Annotated in this window: 19 protein-coding genes; 12 read left to right on the plus strand and 7 right to left on the minus strand. The window is 40.0% G+C overall.

The window, feature by feature from the left end; all coding sequences use genetic code 11:
* Together B4Z90_RS10465 and B4Z90_RS10470 are read left to right on the plus strand one after the other, a co-directional pair.
* On the plus strand, positions 1-1,083 hold a 1,083-nt coding region (locus B4Z90_RS10465; protein WP_286802158.1), incomplete at its 5' end, for a DNA polymerase Y family protein.
* Positions 1,064-4,000, plus strand: a complete 2,937-nt coding sequence (locus B4Z90_RS10470) for a DNA polymerase III subunit alpha (RefSeq protein WP_286802160.1) — start codon at positions 1,064-1,066, stop codon at positions 3,998-4,000. The genes B4Z90_RS10465 and B4Z90_RS10470, both read left to right, overlap by 20 nt.
* 9 nt (positions 4,001-4,009) lie before the next feature.
* On the opposite strand, the gene B4Z90_RS10475 is transcribed toward B4Z90_RS10470, so the two are convergent.
* Positions 4,010-4,567, minus strand: a complete 558-nt coding sequence (locus B4Z90_RS10475; RefSeq protein ID WP_286802161.1) for a DUF4382 domain-containing protein — start codon at positions 4,565-4,567, stop codon at positions 4,010-4,012.
* Positions 4,568-4,880: 313 nt separating this feature from the next.
* On the opposite strand from B4Z90_RS10475, the gene rsgA reads away from it, so the two are divergent.
* Positions 4,881-5,933, plus strand: coding sequence for a ribosome small subunit-dependent GTPase A (gene rsgA, locus B4Z90_RS10480; RefSeq protein ID WP_286802163.1), 1,053 nt, complete (start codon positions 4,881-4,883; stop codon positions 5,931-5,933).
* Between the two features lie 654 nt (positions 5,934-6,587).
* Here the strand turns inward: rsgA and B4Z90_RS10485 are convergent.
* Both B4Z90_RS10485 and B4Z90_RS10490 read right to left on the minus strand, forming a co-directional pair.
* A complete protein-coding gene (locus B4Z90_RS10485; protein WP_286802164.1) occupies positions 6,588-6,824 on the minus strand; it encodes a hypothetical protein in 237 nt (78 codons plus the stop codon).
* Positions 6,825-6,982: 158 nt separating this feature from the next.
* On the minus strand, positions 6,983-7,267 hold the full coding sequence (locus B4Z90_RS10490; protein WP_286802166.1) for a hypothetical protein: 285 nt from the start codon (positions 7,265-7,267) through the stop codon (positions 6,983-6,985).
* A 318-nt stretch (positions 7,268-7,585) separates the two neighbouring features.
* Here B4Z90_RS10490 and B4Z90_RS10495 point away from each other — a divergent pair, with 318 nt between their 5' ends.
* Positions 7,586-7,858 carry a hypothetical protein gene (locus B4Z90_RS10495; protein WP_070568767.1) on the plus strand — a complete coding sequence of 91 codons (273 nt, stop codon included), beginning with the start codon at positions 7,586-7,588 and terminating at the stop codon, positions 7,856-7,858.
* A gap of 67 nt (positions 7,859-7,925) precedes the next feature.
* Here B4Z90_RS10495 and B4Z90_RS10500 read toward each other — a convergent pair whose 3' ends face one another.
* Positions 7,926-8,534: a hypothetical protein gene (locus tag B4Z90_RS10500; protein ID WP_286802168.1), complete on the minus strand. Its 609-nt coding sequence runs from the start codon at positions 8,532-8,534 to the stop codon at positions 7,926-7,928.
* 416 nt (positions 8,535-8,950) lie between these two features.
* Here B4Z90_RS10500 and B4Z90_RS10505 point away from each other — a divergent pair, with 416 nt between their 5' ends.
* The 3 genes from B4Z90_RS10505 to B4Z90_RS10515 all read left to right on the plus strand — a co-directional run bounded on the left by B4Z90_RS10505 (position 8,951) and on the right by B4Z90_RS10515 (position 11,871).
* Positions 8,951-9,697, plus strand: a complete 747-nt coding sequence (locus B4Z90_RS10505) for a nucleotidyltransferase domain-containing protein (protein WP_286802169.1) — start codon at positions 8,951-8,953, stop codon at positions 9,695-9,697.
* The gene (locus B4Z90_RS10510; RefSeq protein ID WP_286768048.1) at positions 9,694-10,761 is read left to right on the plus strand and encodes a DNA polymerase beta superfamily protein; all 1,068 of its coding nucleotides are present in this window, start codon (positions 9,694-9,696) and stop codon (positions 10,759-10,761) included. The genes B4Z90_RS10505 and B4Z90_RS10510 overlap by 4 nt, the downstream gene beginning before the upstream one ends.
* A gap of 327 nt (positions 10,762-11,088) precedes the next feature.
* Complete coding sequence (locus B4Z90_RS10515) at positions 11,089-11,871, plus strand: hypothetical protein (RefSeq protein ID WP_286802170.1); 783 nt, start codon at positions 11,089-11,091, stop codon at positions 11,869-11,871.
* A 44-nt stretch (positions 11,872-11,915) separates the two neighbouring features.
* Here B4Z90_RS10515 and B4Z90_RS10520 read toward each other — a convergent pair whose 3' ends face one another.
* Positions 11,916-12,443, minus strand: coding sequence for a DUF4468 domain-containing protein (locus B4Z90_RS10520; RefSeq protein WP_201639356.1), 528 nt, complete (start codon positions 12,441-12,443; stop codon positions 11,916-11,918).
* A gap of 392 nt (positions 12,444-12,835) precedes the next feature.
* Here B4Z90_RS10520 and B4Z90_RS10525 point away from each other — a divergent pair, with 392 nt between their 5' ends.
* The 4 genes from B4Z90_RS10525 to pgl all read left to right on the plus strand — a co-directional run bounded on the left by B4Z90_RS10525 (position 12,836) and on the right by pgl (position 17,292).
* Entirely contained in the window at positions 12,836-13,441 is a 606-nt protein-coding gene (locus tag B4Z90_RS10525; RefSeq protein ID WP_236586081.1) for a DMP19 family protein, read from the plus strand.
* 213 nt (positions 13,442-13,654) lie between these two features.
* Positions 13,655-15,073 (plus strand): NADP-dependent phosphogluconate dehydrogenase, encoded by a 1,419-nt coding sequence (gene gndA, locus B4Z90_RS10530; protein ID WP_286802172.1) that lies wholly within the window; start codon positions 13,655-13,657, stop codon positions 15,071-15,073.
* A gap of 9 nt (positions 15,074-15,082) precedes the next feature.
* Positions 15,083-16,564, plus strand: coding sequence for a glucose-6-phosphate dehydrogenase (gene zwf, locus B4Z90_RS10535; protein ID WP_286802173.1), 1,482 nt, complete (start codon positions 15,083-15,085; stop codon positions 16,562-16,564).
* Between the two features lie 17 nt (positions 16,565-16,581).
* On the plus strand, positions 16,582-17,292 hold the full coding sequence (gene pgl, locus B4Z90_RS10540) for a 6-phosphogluconolactonase (protein ID WP_201639355.1): 711 nt from the start codon (positions 16,582-16,584) through the stop codon (positions 17,290-17,292).
* Positions 17,293-17,575: 283 nt separating this feature from the next.
* Here pgl and B4Z90_RS10545 read toward each other — a convergent pair whose 3' ends face one another.
* A complete protein-coding gene (locus B4Z90_RS10545; protein ID WP_286802175.1) occupies positions 17,576-18,208 on the minus strand; it encodes a hypothetical protein in 633 nt (210 codons plus the stop codon).
* A gap of 178 nt (positions 18,209-18,386) precedes the next feature.
* Entirely contained in the window at positions 18,387-19,538 is a 1,152-nt protein-coding gene (locus B4Z90_RS10550; protein WP_286802177.1) for an Atu1372/SO_1960 family protein, read from the minus strand.
* A 58-nt stretch (positions 19,539-19,596) separates the two neighbouring features.
* On the opposite strand from B4Z90_RS10550, the gene B4Z90_RS10555 reads away from it, so the two are divergent.
* The gene (locus B4Z90_RS10555; RefSeq protein ID WP_286802178.1) at positions 19,597-20,421 is read left to right on the plus strand and encodes an AraC family transcriptional regulator; all 825 of its coding nucleotides are present in this window, start codon (positions 19,597-19,599) and stop codon (positions 20,419-20,421) included.
* Positions 20,422-20,646 lie beyond the last annotated feature (225 nt).

A 20,646-nucleotide genomic window follows, 5' to 3' on the forward strand; every position in this document is an offset into this window, starting at 1 on the left:
GGAAGTAGTGACCGCGGGGTAGTTGCGTCTTGTTCCTATGAAGCCCGTAAGTTTGGCGTGCATTCCGCTATGCCGATGCGGCTGGCACTACGCATGTGTCCCGAAGCCGTTGTAGTCCGGGGCGATCACGATCGATACAGCCACTATTCCGGTATCGTTACACAGATTATCGAAGAAGAAACGCCTATTGTCGAAAAAGCCAGTATAGACGAACATTATCTCGATGTCTCCGGTATGGACCGCTTTTTTGGTTGTTGGAAATGGACCCAGGAGCTCCGCCAGCGTATTATCCGAGAGACTGGATTACCCATTAGCTTTGGTCTTTCGGTCAACAAAACCGTCTCTAAGATCGCCACCGGTACGGCCAAACCCTGTGGCGAAAAGCAGGTACAAAATGGTACCGAAAAAGGTTTCCTCGCACCGCTATCCATCCGCAAGATTCCCATGGTAGGCGAGAAGTCCTTTACCTTGCTCCGAAATATGGGGATTTCCAAGATCGGAACCCTACAGCAAATGGAGGTGTTCACCATGCAGAAGGTCCTCGGGGAAAATGGGATCAACATCTGGCGCAAAGCCAATGGGCTTGATGATTCCCTGGTGTTGCCTTTTCGGGAGCAAAAGTCCATGTCCAAAGAAAATACCTTTCAGCAGGATACCATCGATATGGATGTACTACGTCGCACGCTGATCAGCATGGTCGATACACTCGCTTTCGATCTGCGCAAAGAGCAGAAACTAACCAGCTGCGTCACTCTCAAGATCCGTTACAGCAACTTCGATACCCATACGCAGCAGTTGCAGATTGGCTATACCAATTCGGATCGAAAGCTTACCGATGTGGTGCTTTCGCTATTCAAAAAACTCTATAGCCGCAGGATGCTGATACGGCTTATTGGGATCAAGTTCTCAGGCCTGATATACGGTTCTTACCAGACCGATCTCTTTGACGATAGCGCCGAGGAGGTTAACCTCATGCAAGCCATGGACAAGATCCGAAAACGCTATGGGGCCGAATTTCTGATGAAGGCCATCTGTGCGCCGCTGCCGGAGAAAGGAGGGGAGCATGCTCTTAAATCTACATAGCTATTATAGCCTACGTTTTGGTACCCTCAGCCTGCAGGATCTCGTGTCGGGCATGCTTGCTGGCGGTTATGATACCGCCGTGCTTACCGATATCAACAACAGTTCGGGATCACTGGATTTTATCAAACTGGGGCGCGCAGCCGGACTGAACCTACTCGCAGGGATGGAGTTCCGCAACGACGATCAGCTTTTTTTTGTAGCCATTGCGAAAAATGAGCGTGGCTTCCGTGAGATCAATGAGTATCGAACTAAGCTCAATATGGAAAACCGTGCTATACCGGAGCGTGCGCCCGAATTTGAGGAGGTCTTTGTCATCTATCCCTTTAGCAGGCTCAATGCCTTTCCATTGCGGGACTTCGAATACATCGGCGTTCGACCCAGTGAGCGGACCCGCGCCCAGCTGATGGACCACAAGGTACTTGATCGCTGTGTGATAATCGCACCCGTCAGTTTCCGCAAAACCGACTACACCTTACATCGGCAATTAAGGGCGATTGATAACAACTTGTTAATTTCGCAGCTTAACAAAGGGCAGATCGCTGCCGAGGACGAGGTATTTATCCCTCGGGTCAAGCTTATGCGCTTATTTGCCGACTTGCCCCAATTGCTGGCCAACACCAACCGTATACTGGGCCAGTGTTCTTTCAGTTTCGATTTCACCAGTGTTAAAAATAAAGCAACCTTTACCGGTAATCGCTACAACGATAAGCAGCTCCTGTACAAGTACTGCATGGATGGCTTTTCCAGACGCTATGGTCGTAACGACCGGGTGGCAACCGAACGCATCCAGCGCGAGCTCGAGATTATCGAAAACCTGCGTTTCTCCAGTTATTTTCTCATTACCGACGATATCTGCCGCTACGCACGTGGGCGCAATTTTCACTATGTAGGCCGTGGATCGGGGGCCAATTCTGCTGTTGCTTATTGCTTGGGGATCACCGATGTTGACCCCATTGCACTTAAACTTCCCTTTGAGCGTTTTCTCAATCCCAAGCGCAAGAGTCCGCCTGATTTTGATATAGATTTTAGTTGGAATGAACGCGACGAGATGTACGACTATATTTTCAACCGTTATCAGACAGGACATACAGCCCTGATGGGCGCCATGAGCACCTTTCGCTCCCGCAGCATCCTGCGCGAGCTGGGTAAGGTATATGGGCTACCCAAGGCCGAGATCGACCGCCTGGTGCATGAGCCCGATCATATGCTCAACAAAAATGAGGTGACTAATACAATTCTGAGCGTTTACAACCGCATGGCCGATTTTCCCAATCAACGCACCATCCATGCCAGCGGCGTGCTCATTTCGGAGGAACCGCTCACCTGTTATTCAGCGATGGACAATCCGCCCAAGGGATTGCCGACCATGCAGTTTGATATGTATGTGGCCGAAGATATCGGTTTTGAAAAGTTCGATATCCTTTCCCAGCGAGGTATCGGCCATATCAAAGATTGCCGGACCATTGTGCGGGAAAACTTGGGTGTGGTGATCGATACCGACAACCCCAAGCGTTTTTTTCAGGATGCCCATATTGCGACGCAATTAAAATCAGCCAATACCATCGGCTGTTTTTATATCGAGAGCCCGGCCATGCGGCAGCTGCTCACCAAACTGCGTTGCGATGATTACCTGACGTTGGTGGCAGCGTCCTCCATTATTCGGCCTGGTGTGGCCAGTTCGGGTATGATGGGCGAATATATCCGCCGGCATCACGACCCCACGACGGTCGTCTATCCGCACCCCGTGTTTAAGGAACAGCTCGAAGAGACCTATGGCGTGATGGTCTATCAGGAAGATGTGATGAAGATCGCCAATGCCTACGGTGGACTCGATATGGCCGATGCCGATGTGCTGCGGCGCATGATGTCGGGCAAATACCGGAGCAAAGACCACCTGATCGAAATCGAGGATAAATTCTTTTCCAACTGCAAGGCCAAGGGATACCCCGAAAAGACGAGCCGCGAGATCTGGCGGCAGATGGAAAGCTTTGCGGGCTATTCCTTTAACAAGGCGCATTCCGCATCCTTTGCCGTAGAGAGTTATCAGAGTCTTTTCCTGAAGACCTATTATCCTTTGGAGTTTATGGTTGCGGTACTCAACAATTATGGTGGGTTTTACAATCGTAAAGTCTATATCAATGAGGCGCGAATTTCAGGCGGCAATATCTGTCTGCCCTGTGTCAACCAGTCGGTCTTTAACACCTCCATTCAGGGTAAGGATATTTATCTGGGTTTTGACTGCCTGCTCAATTTGGAGGGTAAACTGGCCCATCGCATTATCGAAGAGCGCGAAGCGAATGGCACCTATACGAGTCTGGAAAATTTTGTTAAGCGCACACAGACGGGTATTGAGCAGGTTGTTATCTTGATCCGTGTTGGAGCCTTGCGCTTTACGGGGACGGGAAAAAAGCAATTGCTGTGGGCTTCGCATCTGATGATGAGCAAGCATAAGCCTGTTGCAACGGGTATGGCGCTCTTTGAGACTGAGAGTCGCAAGCCTATACTGCCACCCTTAGAAGAAGATATCCTGGAGGACTATTACGACGAGATGGAGCTGATTGGGTTTTGCGTTACCGGGACGCTTTTCGATCTTACCAAAAGCGATTACCGGGGCGATATGCCAGCTAGAGAGCTTTATCTGCATGAAGGGAAAATAGTCCGCGTTGTGGGGGATTTTGTCTGTGAGAAATTTGTGAAGACCAAGCGTGGCGACCTGATGAAATTTGGTACTTTTCTCGATGCCGAGGGGCGCTTTTTTGATACCGTCCATTTCCCACAGAGCCTGGTCAAATATCCGCTCCATGGGACGGGAATCTATTTGGTTGAAGGCAAAGTTGTCGTAGAATATGGTTGCCCTTCCATTGAGGTGATCCGCTGTGCTAAAATGCCGTTAAAGCCAGATCCTAGAAGTGAGTAACCTGCCCCTTTAATCCAGTACTGCGGCGAGGTTTGGATTAATCACAAATTTACCTTCTGCAGTCTCTTGGATGAAATCTGATAGATTGATATGAAGCATTAGCGTATGGTTTTCATTCGGAGAAAGCTTATTGTCGGCTGCGATATTCACCGCGATAATTTGTCCTTGCGGCATCTCTAAAGCATAGGGAAGCTCATCTATGACTATTTCATTTCCTGTAGGGGCAACTTTTAGCATAACTTCCTGTAGGCTGCCATGGGGCACATGTCCACCGGCAATGATGCTGTCTTTTTGAATTTCCAGGATGTTTACCCTTTTATTCGCCTCGATTTTTCCTCCACCTGCAGACGCGCGGGTCCATAACTGTTGGATCTCGAGATGGACTGCATCATACTGATCACCTTCAGTTTTTATCTTCACTTTTAAGTGCGCCTGCTCGGGTGCGGGGCTATCATCCTCATGGCAGCTACCTAAAAGTATGAGGAGGACCAGGCCCATAAGATGCAACAGCGCAGAAACCCTGCGGGCGGTTAACTTCGTGTTTTTTCTATTGGAAATCAGGGGCATAATTGTTTTTTAAGTTGAACACAAGAGGAGCAGTCATCGTTTGTTTTTTTGTAAAAACAGCCCGCTACGTGAACCCATATACACATTGTCCATTTTTCCCTTAACTATTTAATTTAACTTTTCATATCTTTGTAGTTCATGCAAAAACAACTATTCACATATTATAGTTTAGCGATTGGAATGATTGCCTGATTCCGGGTGTCTTGCTTCTTACGTTTCACTGATAACAAAAATGTTACCAGTGGTATACCTGTGAGTCATTCGGATGACCAATAATCAGCATTTTAATTTCATCATTCTAAATTAATAATAAATGAATAACCTCGCATTATTTGGTTGGAATAGTGACCTATTTCAGCTTAAACAAGAATCTACATATTCTAATCTTTTTCATGGTCGTGTTTCGGCTGTGAACAAAACTAACTACGAGATCATGTCCGAGAATGGCTTGCTATTTTGCGAGCTGGCGGGCAATCTGCTCTTTGGAAAGTCAGCGTTTGAGCTACCCTGCACGGGGGACTGGGTTATCTTTCAACCTTTTGACGACAACAAAGGAATAATTGTCGATATCCTATCGCGTACCCACACATTATACAGAAGAAAGAGTGGTACCACTTCGGATAAACAGGCAATAGCATCTCATATAGACAAAGCTTTTATTGTTCAGAGCTTGGATGCCAATTTTAATCCCCGTCGAACGGAACGGTTTATGGCCCAGGTATTGGAAGAAAATATTCAACCGGTGCTCATACTCGCTAAATCTGATTTGGATTTTAATCGACAGGATATAGATGAGTCGTTAAAACACCTTACCAGCAACGTGCAAGTATTTTACACAAGCATTCATTCCACAGAGTCAATTGTTCTTGTACGTGAATCTATCCTGCCTGGGGAAACAGTAGTATGTATAGGCTCCTCTGGTGTAGGAAAAAGTTCTTTAGTCAATGCGTTATGCGAACGCACAGTGTTGCTCACCTCCGAAACAAGTAACGCCACAGGGAAAGGTAGGCACACTTCAACCCGGAGAGAAATGGTCTTGATGGATGGTTCCGGCGTTTTGATTGACACGCCCGGTGTAAGAGAATTCGGTTTAGCGTTAGAAACTCCCGAAACATTGGAAGACGTATTTGATTTCTCTGGATTTGCTGGCTCCTGTCGCTTTGACAATTGTGCTCATCTTTCCGAACCTGGATGTGCAGTTAAGAATGCGGTAGACAATGGTCTTTTAGAACCTCGTGTATACGAAAGCTACTTAAAATTGAGAAGGGAATCATGGCATTTCTCCGTATCTGAACACGACAGGCGCAAAAGAGATAAATCCTTCTCAAAAATCGGGGAGGAGGCGAAGCGAATAAAGAAACGCTAATCAATTTTTCAATTTTATACAGATGTTCCTTAACAATGTTGAACATCTGTATAATTTAAGATACAGATATCAAACCTTGGTAGTCACGAATTCACATTATACTATACAATTCTACCCCCCGGAAACGACTACTTTTTGGGGAAACATTTCATGTAGCGGATATAATAACAGAATCGATTGAATCAGGGGAAAGTACTACTTTATTAAAAAGGCCGGCGACATGAATTACCGACCTTTATAACTACTAAAACAAACTAACTTAACCTATCAGATAACGATATTCATTTATAATAGTTCATTTTTTAGCAAAAAAAGGACTAATCTTTCGATTAGCCCCTAACTAAATTATAGACAGATCCATAAAGGACCGGAAAATACGTTTAAAATGGCCAGGTCTAAAACCTGACCATACAATTAAATCAATCTAACTGAACTGATACATAACGATTGACGCTAAATGGACAATTCTGTTAACAGCTTGGTTTGATAAAAATGAAAAAGCCTTGAGGGGGGAACCCAAGGCTCTAATTATTATTAACCTATATTTTTGAAAAGTACTTATAATACAAGGTCGAATTACTTTTAGTTTGAAAAAAATAAAAAAGGCTGATCCTAAGACCAGCCTTTAAAATCAACCATAAAAAATAAAACCTATTAATCGTGTCCTTCAGTCTTAACGATCTTATTGTAAATTCCTAATAATAGAAACGGTGCCGCCCATTGACCGACGAACAAAGCTGTATTATCATCTTTTGTTTTGCAACATTTTAATGCTGCTGAAATTCCCATCGCTACAAGTGATGCCGCCAAGAATAAAATCGAGGGAATTTTAGAAGTTTGCTGTTCTACTTCTTTTGTTACTTTGTCTTCATTTCCTGTTGTAAGTGCCATAATATGTATACTTTGGTTTATTAATGAACTACTTTCAGGGATGAATAGTTTAGTTTTATACAAAAAAGACCGAGGCTCAGCATCTCGACCTTCCATTCAAGACATTGCACTAAAGGCTTTTATGTCGTTACTTTGGTATTCCTAAGAAATAAAATACGCTATTTTGCGATAAGGTTCTTCGTTATCTGCCATGATTTTAAATGATGATTATAGGTGAGCATCCAAGCCGTTTGATTGGCTCTCTTTCCTTTTTCATTTAAATATTCACCTACTCGTACTGTTATCAGCGTTGTAGTATCTCTAAGTATTTCAGCATATGCTTTTTCACCAGTGCTAAGTGCTGCTATTGCCGGAATATTTTCTACACCTACTTCGGGTTCGAACAGGAATGTTGCTGTACACCCAACATTGAGACTTTTTCCTTGAAATATGATTCCGTTCATGATGTTATCTTTTTAAGGGTGAGAAATTTATATTACAAAGAGAACCGCTATGGCATTGGTACCCTTTTATAAGTTTTACAGTAATATAACGTTTACAAGCCGTGATTTATTTTTTCTTGCTGATTTCATGAAATAAATATTACATTTCTTCAATAAGATCGCGAGTTCCTTGATGCGGGGGTGAATCCATTGCAAGCGATCGGTTTGGTTCGGGGTCAGCTGTAGGATCTTTGACTAAGCACAAAGTTAACGACTTTTTGAACTATATGGGCTTCATTACTGTTCCAAAGTAAAGAGAACCGTATATAGCTTTTGAAGATGAAATTTGTCAAAGTAAATCGAGTCGTATTAACCGCGCTGCGAGCGATGGGGTATAATGTGCTGATTTCACCTGTCGAAGTCCAGGATCCACAAAATATTACCTGGAAGGCGATGTGGGTAGAGAACGTCGATACCTGGATTAGGAACTTGTATTGTGGGCAGGGAAGTACGGCTCGTCCAAATATTCTTGACATTGATTATGTACTGGCCAACGTTCCCGAGTGCTATTTGTCAGGAAGTGTATTTATAGAAAGTGATAAGGTTTATTAATCTATAAATCCGCTTCGTTATTTGGCGTGAATATCTGCCGTTTAAAGATTATTGTGGCTACGTTTTTTTAAGAGATCCAGAGGTTAAAGAATCGTTGTACGATTACCCATTTACCATTCACTTTTTCAAGAAGAAATGCATCACCGTTTCCACATAAAGGACCGCATACATAGTCAACCGGCACGTATGCTTTTTTGCGGTTATACCCCATAATGGGAAGATGAAAGTAATAAATGCTTTGATTACGGTTCATCCTGTATTTATCGGCGTCATCGACATTGTACGCTGCTTTGATAGCGGCTGGAATCGGGATGATTGCCTTCCTTTCGTTCATCTGATTAAGCATATCCAGCGAGTCTTTGAGCTGGTTATCCAGTATTTTCATCAGCTTCTGTGGATCGACGTTGTAAAAAACATAATTCCTGTCATGCAATGATGAGATAGAATCTCTGATAAACTTATTATGAATGAACGCCCTTCGTTCTCCTTCACGTTGCAGTTTGATACCAGCCGAATCGTCAGACAAAATTGTTTCTAAAATGGAAATATAGTCTTTTTGCACTGAGCTGTCATTGTATATTTTGGATTTATTATTTTGGACAGGTGTCATTGTACTTTTACGCATTGTACAGCCCTGGAAAACTAAAAAAAAGAAGATAATATATAGATAATTCATATGCAATTAGTTGTTCCTATTTCCGTACTAGATCTGTGCCAAAAAACTTCATTTTCAGTTTTTGGTCTAATGCCGCTTTCCATCTTTTGCGCCATCCCAGACTTCAGTAATGCTACAACTGGGTGCAGAAGAGGCAAAGCCTTTATTTTGTCAACGAAGAAGATTATGAGCTGTTCTTTATGAATAGCTTATATCAGTGGCATGAGATGGGGGATAATACTTTCGTTTAACACCGTAATACGCATTCTATCTGCGTACTTCTATATTTCTGTGTAAGCTTCAATTTTTTCAAGAAAATTATCTACCTGATAATAAGAGGTCTTCCATTGTTTTTATGCTCTTTTTTTAATGCGCAAAAAGGCTTCAGTAGCGCAATCGATCTTTGTGCTAATGAAAATTTAAAAAAGCATGAAGAAATGAAAGCACATATCATCAAGAAGCTCATGGAAATAGAAGCGAGCGAAGGAGTACGTATACTTTTCGCCTGTGAATCAGGAAGTCGAGGTTGGGGATTTCCGTCAATCGACAGTGATTACGATGTTCGGTTTATTTATGTAAGAAAAGCAGAGGACTATAGTCTTTTGTTTCCGCTTCCTACCGAAATGCGGTTTCCGATAACCGATGACCTTGATATCGCAGGCTGGGATCTGTTTAAAGTACTCACCTTAATGTATAAGAGCAATGTGAGCCCATTTGAATGGATTCAGTCACCAGTAGTCTATCACGAGTTTAACGGATTCAAAACAAGTTTTAGGACAATGATCGAAAATTATTTTGACGCACGTAGGCACGCCCATCATTATCTTGGGATTGTCCGAAGCAAAGTGAAAAATCTTCGGCTAGAAACGATGAATCTCAAGAGCTTATTTTATATCCTCAGATCTTTACTAGCGGCAGACTGGAGTATGACCTATCGCAGTTATGCGCCGATGACATTAGCCGAACTATCCGTATTATTGCCCAATGTTGTTAAAGTCGAAGTTATGCAGTTACAGAAGTTGAAAAGCCAAGTCGATGAAGGTTTTGTATTCAGCTGTTCAGCTACCATAAGGAGTTATATCGAAACAAAGTTAATACATTTAGAGAGCCAAGTAGGGCAGGTTCCCGTATCCGTATTGGATAAGGAAGGACTAGAGAATTACTTTAAAACTATATTAAGATGACTATAGACGAACTTCGAAAGAACGGGCTGATCCTGTTTGAGGCCGTTGTCGGCAGCCGGGCATATGGTTTGGCCACCGCATCTTCCGATACGGATATCAAAGGGGTATTTTATCTGCCTCTGGAAGATTACTTGGGTGGTCAATATACTGCCCAAGTGGCTAATGCGAGCAATGATGAAGTGTATTATGAGCTAGGTCGCTTCGTCGAGCTCCTGTCAAAGAGTAATCCGACTGTATTGGAGCTATTGGCTAGTCCTGCCGATTGCATCGTATACCGAGATCCAATAATGGAGCAATTTAAAATGCAGGAATTTATTACGCGGGAGGCCGTTATGACTTTTGCGCAATATGCTATGGTACAGGTGCGTAAGGCAAAAGGGTTGAATAAGAAAATCAACAATCCGATGGATCACGAACGTAAAAATTTGCTGGAGTTCTGCTTTATCATAGCCGGTAATGGTAGTTTACCGTTAAGCGCGTGGCTAAGCAGGCGGCATTGGAAGCAGGAAAACTGTGGTTTAGCAAAGATTGAACATGCAAAGGGAATGTATGCCCTATATTATGATCAGACTCAGACTTTGGGTTATAAAGGTGTCGTGGCTAACCTGGATAGCAATGAGGTGTCGTGCAGTTCTATCGCAAAGGGTCAGACACTTTGTGCGTACCTCTGTGTTAATTACGAATCTTATTCATCTTATTGCAAGGCGTATAATGAATATTTCAGCTGGGTGTCAGCACGCAATGAGGCACGTTTTGAGGGGACAATGGATCATGGGCAGGGTTATGATGCCAAAAATATGATGCATACCATACGTTTATTGCAACAGGCAAAGGAGATTGTATCCAAAAAGAAATTACAGATACAACGTCCCAATAGGGAAGAGCTCCTGCGCATCAAGAATGGCGCCTATAGCTATGAGGAACTTTTTGTCTGGTCGCAAAAGCTCTTTCAGGAAGTTGAAGAGCTCTGCTTGCACAGTTTATTTCCGGTAGCGCCAGATCAGGATAAGCTGAAGCATCAATTGGTTGATATGCGTAAGCGTCTGTATCATGTTAAGATTTAATTCTTCATGTTAAGAGGAAGTCAGTAATGGATAGCGTTCCACCATCCTTAAACTTCATGGAAACTAATGCATACTTTGGATTTTAAGCAAAGCATTTGCGATTTCGGTTGCTTTCTCCCAGATGTTGACCGGTTGATTTTTATATGATGGTGGATAATCTCCATTATACCAAGGCATAATTCCTCATTTTTGTATTTAGAACAAGATACGCGTAGGATTTCAAATAAATTTATCTGTTTCTGTACTAATTAGTTAATTGACACACGATTGTTACAGGAGGAATTTTTTCTTAATTTCGAACCTTTATAGTTATAATTCATTCCATTTATGCTGTTCATTTATACACGTTACGAATACGTTTTAGGAAGTAAAAATATCACTGCAACATTAAAAAATGAGACCATACCGCAGAATTTCAATCTTAGTATCATTACACCTGCGACCAAATTTTTAGGATTTCCGGTTGGAGGAGGTCTGGTAAAAATGTCTCGTTTAGTCAATCAGTACGGGCAGGTCATCCACGCAAGAAATTATTCGCCTGAAATAAAAGAAGAGGTAAAGAAATTTAAGAAGACACTAGAAATTCCCTATTTCAAACTTTGGAAAGGGTATTTGATTATAGCATCGATAGCAATTATCGGATCTATTATTTACGGTATTAAACTGAACATGGATGGCAAGAAATATCGGAATGAAAAAGAAAGTCTTGCTAAGTCGGCTCAACAATTACAGGCAGGACAACTATATGGAGCAAGTTTCTTTACCGATGCTGAAGGAAATAACATCCAAGGTTTACCAGCAGGTTGGGTTAAGATTCTAAAGATAGAAGGAGATACAATCTTTGTCCAACGGTCTAAAAAAATATCGGATCGGGCGATGTTTGAAATGAAAGATTTGGAATCAATTAAGCCAACATCGGATGAAGACTGGAACAATAGGATCGAAAAAATGAATTATACGCTATTTAAAGAAGCTGTTAACAATAAAAATTTATCCGATATTGATTTATCTTATATTGGTGCAGATCACGATAAATATTCTGGCGTTATTATGTCTTTAAAGGCGTTGAATAATATTATTGCTAGAATTAAAACTGGAAAAATGGAATGAAAGTTCGCAAGTTTATTGTCAGGAAGAGAAGAAATACATCGATATTACCAATTATCAATATTGGTTGATTTTTCAAGAATGGATTTGATCAGCCCATTAAAGTACGCGTTTACGAATTGATGTTTTTTCTCATTTTTGGGGCTACCGTTGCCTTTGAAATAAAATTTTTTCACGTTCATTTTATTCCAAGTACCGTTGTAATTCATAATTTGAGCACTGAAAGTTGGACTATTGATTCTTATTTTTCCATCTTTAAACAAAAAAGACAAGGTATAATCGACATCATAGTAAGCAATACCTGATGTTTTAAGTCCTCTTTGTTGGTAAGCTGCTAAAGTTATCGCCTGCCCGGGAACCAAAGTCAGGCCTTCTTTGGGATTGGAATACAAGTTATTGATCGACTTTAATACATTATCGTAAAGTTCTTGCTGTTTAACGCCAGGAACTTCTACTACGGTATAATCTAGATTCTCTTTAGAAACGAAACCTGTTGGAGCTAGGGTGAAATATTGTGGAAACGCCAAATTTGTGAACAGAAGCAAAAATATTCCGGTAATGATATAATTTTTCATATTAAATTGTTTTAAAGAGAATTAACTTAGCCAACTTTACAAAATAATTCTTTAGTCGCATCAATGTTTCTACAATGTACTCTTTGTAAAAGAAAATCCAAAATTAAAGTTACCCCGAGCCGCCAATTATCCCTTTAATAGGATGATATAAGAAACGAATGATACCCTTGGTCTAGTCATAATAGTCTGCTCCATTAGATGCTCCAACCGTCCAAAATTGATAAGCCGTATCTACCGATGTGCTTACAACCGTAAACTTTTCTAATTGGTCCTGATAATAACCAGTAACTTGAAAAGTGCATACAGATGATGTCGAACCATTTTATAACTATACAACTGAGGAAATTGTTTGCAAATCAATGTATATATTTGAATACTAAAAAGATTTAAAGATGATAAAATCAATGCGAACACAAACTATTACCATTGGAATTATAATAATAATTATTTTAAATTTATTTGGCTGTTCTGGACATACTAAGCAAAACAATAATAAGCCATCAATTCAGAATCCATTAACCGAGCAGATTATTGATACGACTTCGGATGACATCTTATTGGAAGTCGTTTATGATAACCTCTTTCGTAAGTTATCGCCGGCATATGACAAAGAATATGAAATCGTCTTGTCCTGGAACAAATCCAGACAAGCAATTTATATGATCAGCCAATTAGAAGGAGAAGTAAATAATGGTGGTTATAACCAGTTTTATTTTAATTCAAGCGGTCAATTTGCTGCTGCGTTGCCAGAAGCGCTGAAATTAGTTGGCGCTACTCAATTTGCTGATCTGACCGAGCGGGCAAACAGCACATTTGAAAAGGAGAAATCGAAAATAACCGAAGATCAGGATGGTACGGTAGAAGGTTTTAGTAAATCTTATGAAAACAATCCGCTCAACAAATTTGACGAGGAGTTCTACAAACTTAATGACGCTAAAAACTTGCAAAAAATTCTGGTTGACTACATCCGAAAGAACAAGAAAGAGTTTATTGATTAGCATGTATTTACATATAGCCAAAAGTAAAATTAAAATTAGAGAATTTGGACCTGGATAGTTTATATGTTGAACGATGCCCTTTTCACCGTATTGATTAATGACATTTTCCAGTTGATGATAAAAAGTGTCACAATGGAAAGAAAATTTTAGATAATTTTTTTACTGACATGCATTTCAGTAATTTTGAATTTATAACATAAACTTTAAGTAAGAATGGAAAAGTATAATTACGGGGTCATTGGTCTGGGTGTAATGGGAAGAAATCTGCTTTACAACATTGCCGATAATGGTTTTTCTGTCGTAGGATTCGATTTAGATGAAGAAAAGGTAATCGAACTTCGTAAAGGAGTGGCTTCAGGTACACAGGTTGTTGGAACTGTTTCACTAGAGGAATTTGTATTGAATTTAGAAAGTCCGCGAAAAGTTATTTTGATGGTACCAGCAGGCAAACCGGTTGATGCTGTTCTTGAAAGCATAACCCCGCTGCTGAGTCCAAAAGATATTGTCGTTGATGCGGGAAATTCTTATTTCAAAGATACCGAGAGACGTATAGCCGATTTAGCTTCTAAAAACCTTCATTTTATGGGAATGGGAGTTTCTGGAGGAGAGCAGGGCGCCAGAAGAGGACCGAGTATTATGCCAGGGGGAGATTTGGAAGTTTTCAATTTGGTGAAGCCTATGCTGGAAGTTATTTCAGCAAAAGTAAAGGGGGAGCCTTGCACCGCTTATATGGGGAAAGGAGCTGCTGGGAATTATGTTAAAATGGTTCACAACGGTATTGAATATGCCATCATGCAATTAATCAGTGAAGCATATGATTTACTGAGAAAAGGAGCTAATCTTACGAATGAACAATTGTATGAAGTTTTCAAAAGATGGAATGAAGGCGAGATGAATTCTTTCCTTATTGAAATAACAAGAGATATCTTCCAGCAAAAAGATGATGTAACAGACGGTTTTCTTGTCGACAAGATTTTAGATAAAGCAGGAGCAAAAGGAACCGGAAAATGGACCTCCCAGGAGGCTATGGAAATTGGGGTTTCTATTCCAACCATCGATATTGCCGTAACATCAAGAATTTTATCCGCTTACAAAGATGAGCGAGCAAAAGCTTCTCAATTATATGCTAAAGAAGAAGTAAAAACTCCAGAAAATACAGAATTGTTTATCAAAGAGGTGGGGGATGCTTTGTATTTATCTACTTTAATCAGTTATGCTCAAGGTTTGTCATTATTGGTAAAAGCGTCTGAGGAATATCAGTTTGAAATTCCGTTAAAAGATGTTGTTAAAATCTGGAGAGGTGGGTGTATCATCCGTTCTGTTTTATTGGAGAAATTTTATCTGGCTTATTCAAAATACGAGAACTTATCTAATATTTTATTGGATCATGAAATTTCAGAAATTGTAAAAGATAAAATTCCGTCATTAAGAAAAACAGCTGCTTTTGCTGTATCAAACGGAATTCCAAGTTTAGGAATTCAGTCGGCTCTAGGGTATTTCGAAGCTTACACCACAGCATCTTTACCTGTAAACCTGCTTCAGGCTCAGCGTGATTATTTTGGTGCGCACACTTACCAAAGAACGGACAGAGAAGGAGTCTTTCATACTTCATGGCAAACCCCAAATAACTAGATCCTAACAATGAGTGACAATACAATCCTGCATCCAACAACGATTGTTATTTTTGGTGCAACAGGGGATTTGGCAAAAAGAAAGCTTTTTCCTGCCTTCTACAATTTATACATCGATGGCAGAATGCCCAAAGGTTTTAATATTCTAGCTTTAGGAAGAGCCGAAAATACGGATGAAAAATTCAGCGCTTATATTAAAGAAAATCTGGAGAGTTTTTCCAGGAAGACCGTAACCAAGGAAGATTGGGCTGGTTTTCAGGCTCACATCAGCTATTTTCAGCATCAGCTTGATGAAGAAAGCTCTTATCAGACTTTATATCAGAAACTGGAGAATTTTGATAAGGTGTACGGAATGAGAGGAAACAGACTTTTCTATTTGTCGATTGCACCAAACTTTGTATCTGTAATTTCAAATCATCTTAAAAATACATCAATAGCATCTGATCCTGCAACAGATCGAATTATTATCGAAAAACCTTTTGGTCACAATAAAGAATCTGCCATTGAGCTAAATAATCTTCTTTCACAAACTTTCCGGGAAGAACAGATTTATCGTATCGATCATTATTTAGGTAAAGAAACAGTACAGAATATTTTGGCGTTCAGGTTCGGAAATTCAATTTTTGAACCTCTTTGGAACCACAGACATATAGAATCGGTGCAGATTACGGTTGCCGAAGAAGTAGGAGTGGAAACAAGAGCCAGTTTTTATGAGCAGACAGGAGCTTTGCGCGATATGATTCAGAACCATCTTTTGCAAATTCTTTGTATGGTTGCTATGGAACCTCCGGCTTCACTTGGATCGGGTGAGATCAGGGACCGTAAAGTTGATGTTTTAAAATCCATCCGTAGGATTTCTCCTGAAAAAGTAGATCATTATGCGGTAAGAGGACAGTACGGACGAGGCAAAGTAAATGGGCTAAAAGTAAATGGCTATCGCCAGGAGGAGGGAATTGCTCCTGATTCCAATACCGAAACATTTGTCGCTATCAAGTTTTATCTGGATAATGAAAGATGGGAAGATGTTCCTTTTTATGTTCGTACCGGGAAGAAGATGAAAGAAAAGCATTCTTATATAACGATTCAGTTTAAGCCACTTCCCAATTCTATGTTTTCAGAAAGCACCTCGCTTCTGTCGGCTAACCGATTGATTATTAATATCCAGCCACAAATGGACATCAGATTGCAGTTTATGTCTAAAAAACCAGGCTTGTCCTTAGCGCTTAAACCTGTGGAAATGATTTTCGATAATTTTGCCTGTCAGACCGATACTCCCGAAGCTTATGAAACTCTTTTATTGGAAGCACTTGTCGGAGACCTTACACTGTTTATGCGCTCCGATCAGGTAGAAGAAGCTTGGGATGTGATAAAAACAATTCAGGAAACCTGGGAAAAAACCAAAGACCCCTCTTTCCCAAATTATGCTTCAGGAAACTGGGGACCTGATGACAGTGATGCACTGGTAGAGCGGCAGGGACATCAGTGGGTTTAAAATCTAATTAAAAGAAAATGAATATTACGATATTTGATAATCTGGATGCTTTATATAAAGAAGCAGCAGATACATTTGTTGAGCTTTCGAAAAAAGCAATCCAGAAGCATGATAAATTTGTGGTTGCGTTAAGTGGTGGCTCTTCACCGAAAGCTATTTTTAGTTTATTAGCTACTCCTGAATATGCCGATAAAATAATTTGGGAGAAAATCCATTTTTTTTGGGTAGATGAAAGATGGGTTTCTCTTGAAGATGAGAAAAGTAATTTTAAGATGACTTTGGAAGTACTTTTGAATAAAGTTCCAGTCAATAAAAATCAGATTTTCCCCATGTATAAAGAGGGAATTGAGCCTGAAAATTACGCTAAAGAATACGAAGCGCAAATTAGAAATGTTTTGGGAGCTGACGGTATTTTTGATTTCATCCTATTAGGAATGGGGGATGATGGCCACACTGCCTCTCTGTTTCCAGGTGAAAAGATCCTACAAGAAAAAGGAAAATGGGTTGATGCCTACTATCTAAAGCCACAGGAAATGTTTAGAATTACGTTGACTGAACCTATTATCAATAAAGCTGAAAATATTCTGATTGTTACATTCGGTAAATCCAAGAAAAACGCTTTGAACGAGGTTCTTAATGGTGTATATAATCCTGAACTATATCCGCTACAGTTAATTGAAAAGAAAGCAGGAGTCCAGATTTTTACTGATAAAGAAGCTGGAGTTTAATTGAATTGTCTTTTCGGGGTAAGCAATATTAACCTCCATTTCGAAATTGAGATTATTAAAAAGACCTTTCCGCAATAGCGGAAAGGTCTTTTTGATTCCTCTTATCATGCGATGGAAGGAATTATATTAATCCTAAAAATACTCAGATTTTAGCTGAGTATAAGATGATTTTTCTGGAGCAGTCTACAGGACTTTTCCCTCAGCAATTGGGACGTGAGGTGAAACAAAAAAATCACAGCAGGTTTTAGTGAATTTCCGAAGATTGACGGGAAATGACTTAAAACTATTTATTTTCTTTGATAGATTCATCTATAAGTTTCATTTGATGATCGACAGTTTTAGTTACCTCTTCTTTCTTCACGACTAAGGTTTTTTTTTCTAGACCCGGAGGAAGAGAAATCTTGCCGTTAAATTCAGGAAGAAACAAATTGATCTTTTCCTGATCCATCTTATTGAAATTAATAAAAGTCCATTTTTTGGTTTCGTCCTCTTTTAAATCTAATAAGTAAGCTGAAGTAATAGCCATTTTGCCTTTTTCAGGCATAGACATTACCAATACCTGAGGAATAAAGCAGTAGGCTATCCCATCAATTTTTGAGACATCTATATCGACATAATTGATCGTGGAATCAATTTTAACCCCATATTTTATAAGAGAAGAATAGAGTTCCTTGGTCAGTTTTGTTGCCTGATCTATCCCGCCCATGCTTTCAATTATGCGGGGCGATATTTGACTTATAATACCTTCGATATCTCCAGAAATAGATGCTTTTGTCATGATAGACAGTGCTTCCCTGAGCTGAGGATCTTTTTGCGCGAAGCTTGTATGATGAAAAATAGTTAATAGCGTAATTAACCTAAATACCCTTTTTCGCTGGATGTATTTAAACCGGTTGAACCAATTGTTACTTTGCATAATGGAAAGAGGTTAATTTCCGTTGAATGTACGGGTTTTTATTTATAAATCAAATTAGATAAGTGTCTCCGTATGAAGTATATTTTATTAATCTCTATCAACGCCAAAGCACAGGAGATAGAGATTTTAATTTGACTAGATCGTATCGGGAAGCATTTTTCAGGGACACCGATGGAATCTATTCAATTTCGAATATAGCCTGTATTTCGACTGAAGTATTTCCTGGGAGTGACGAGGCTCCCACCGTTGCCCTGGCGTGTTTTCCTTTTTCACCAAATACTTCTACAACCAAATCTGATGCAGCGTTCATGAGGTCAGCATGTTTGGTATAGTCATCAGTTACATTAAAGTACCCAGTTAACTGAACACATTTTTTTATGCGGTTAAGATCGCCTCCCACAGCATTTTTTAATACTCCCAAAACATTGAGCATTGTGGTACGTGTCGCTTCCTTAACCTGCCTTTCATCCACGTCTTTACCGAGTTTACCGGGGTATTGTAATTTACCATCCTTTAATGCATATTGATTGATAAATACCAGGTTTCCGGTACGTACAAATGGCTGATAATTTCCGGCAGGTTTTGGAACATCAGGCAGGATAATATTTTTATTGTTCAGTTCCTGATTTATATCATTATTGTTTTTTTGTTCAATAGGAGCGGATTCTTTGTGAAATGTTCCTTGTAAGGCCTTTGCAACCTTCCCGAAGTTTTCCCCCTGATCTTCGGCAAGAAGGCGTTCATCGGAGCTTGGACGTGGCACATTTTTTATACCTACCAAGCTCGTGGTTCCTAAAACAGAATTGCCCTGAGCAATTGATCTGTCAATTTTGTCATTTGAGCGTATGCCATTTGAAACAAGTATCATTCCATGAACCGCAAGGGCGTTCCAAAACGACTGTAAGGCAAGTTCACGTCCTGCTCCGGTACCCGCAGACATAAATACGCTGGCAGGCATTCCTTCAAGTGCGTGTTTCGCCCATAGATCTGTTGTTTTGGAGAAAAATTCGCTCATGCCGGTACTAATATTTCCAAAATATACCGGAGAGCCAAACGCGATACCATCATATGATGAAAGTTCCTCCATACTAGCAACTGGGATGGTTTTCAAAATTGGATGGTCCGAATTCTTTACTTGTTTGATTACTGATCGAACATTTGAGTTTTTTTCTAAGCCTTTAGCAAATTCTTTTGCTAATTCTAAAGTCCCACCGTTATCGGAGTAAATAAGGACCAAGACATTTACATCTTTCTTTTGTGCCATGGATTGAGTTGATAAAGTAATCATCATAACCATTAAAAGCAGTAATAACTTTATAAAGTTTTTCATTTCTAAGTATTTGGTCAAAATTAATCAAAGTACTTTTTTTAACTTTGCCAAAAAGTGTATGCAAAACGACATGGTTAAATGTGGATTAACTGAGGTTGAGCCAGGATGCTATACGGATCGAAGTGAAAAAAAATCCTTTGTATGGTATGAAAGAAATTATCAGCATGATAACTATGAGCATTCTCACAGTCATTATCAACTTACCTATGTTGAAGACGGTTATCAGTATTTCCATATTGAAAACAGTATTTATCTCGTTCCGCAAAATAGCCTGATCTGGATTCCTTCGGGTGAGAAACACTGTATCTCTTCTGATTCGAAAACGGTTAATTTAATGGTCCTATTTTTTAACGATTTGCAAGCCGAAGAATTTCATAAGGAGGTTCATGTTTTTTCTTGTCCAGTGGTATTAAGAGAAATGCTCATTTACGCAAAAAAATGGAACAGGCTTAATGGTATAGATAAAGAAGAATTAAGTTTCCTAAATACGATTATCAATAGCCTTCCTAGTTTCTGTAATGAAAGTACTTCACTACAGATCCCTGTTCCAACCGATAAACGCCTTTCCAAGGTCTGTAATGAAATTAATGTAAATTATGCTTCTGGGGTTGACCTCATGGAATTGGCTTCTGTAGCATCGTTGTCAGTAAGACAGATGCAACGGATATTTAAGCAAGAGACAGGACTAACTATTTTAAAGTACCAACAGTTGCTACGAATAGTTAAAAGCATTGAGTTACTCGACAGCGGCCAGTTTACACAGACACAGATTGCCACAATGGTTGGATACAAAAGTCTTCATGCTTTCACAAGCTCTTTTAAATTACTGATGAAAAAGAGGCCTGCAGTGAATAAGCACAAGACCAATTTGGATATAGGATGATAATTCCCTTTGAGCAGATGCAGATATACTTTTTTCGTGCATTCATATTTTCCAGCGAAACGGAGGTTTCGTATTGCTTGATCTCCGGAGCTTATTATGAATTTCACTTCAGCCCAGATATATCGTAGGATTTAAATGCATTTTGGGGAAATTTAAATATGTTGAAAATATGTTATCAATATTTTTTTTAATTTGTTGCGAATTATAATCCGATAATAGTTGACA

It is taken from the genome of Sphingobacterium sp. UBA5639 (genome assembly GCF_002421245.1).
GTDB lineage: Bacteria > Bacteroidota > Bacteroidia > Sphingobacteriales > Sphingobacteriaceae > Sphingobacterium > Sphingobacterium multivorum.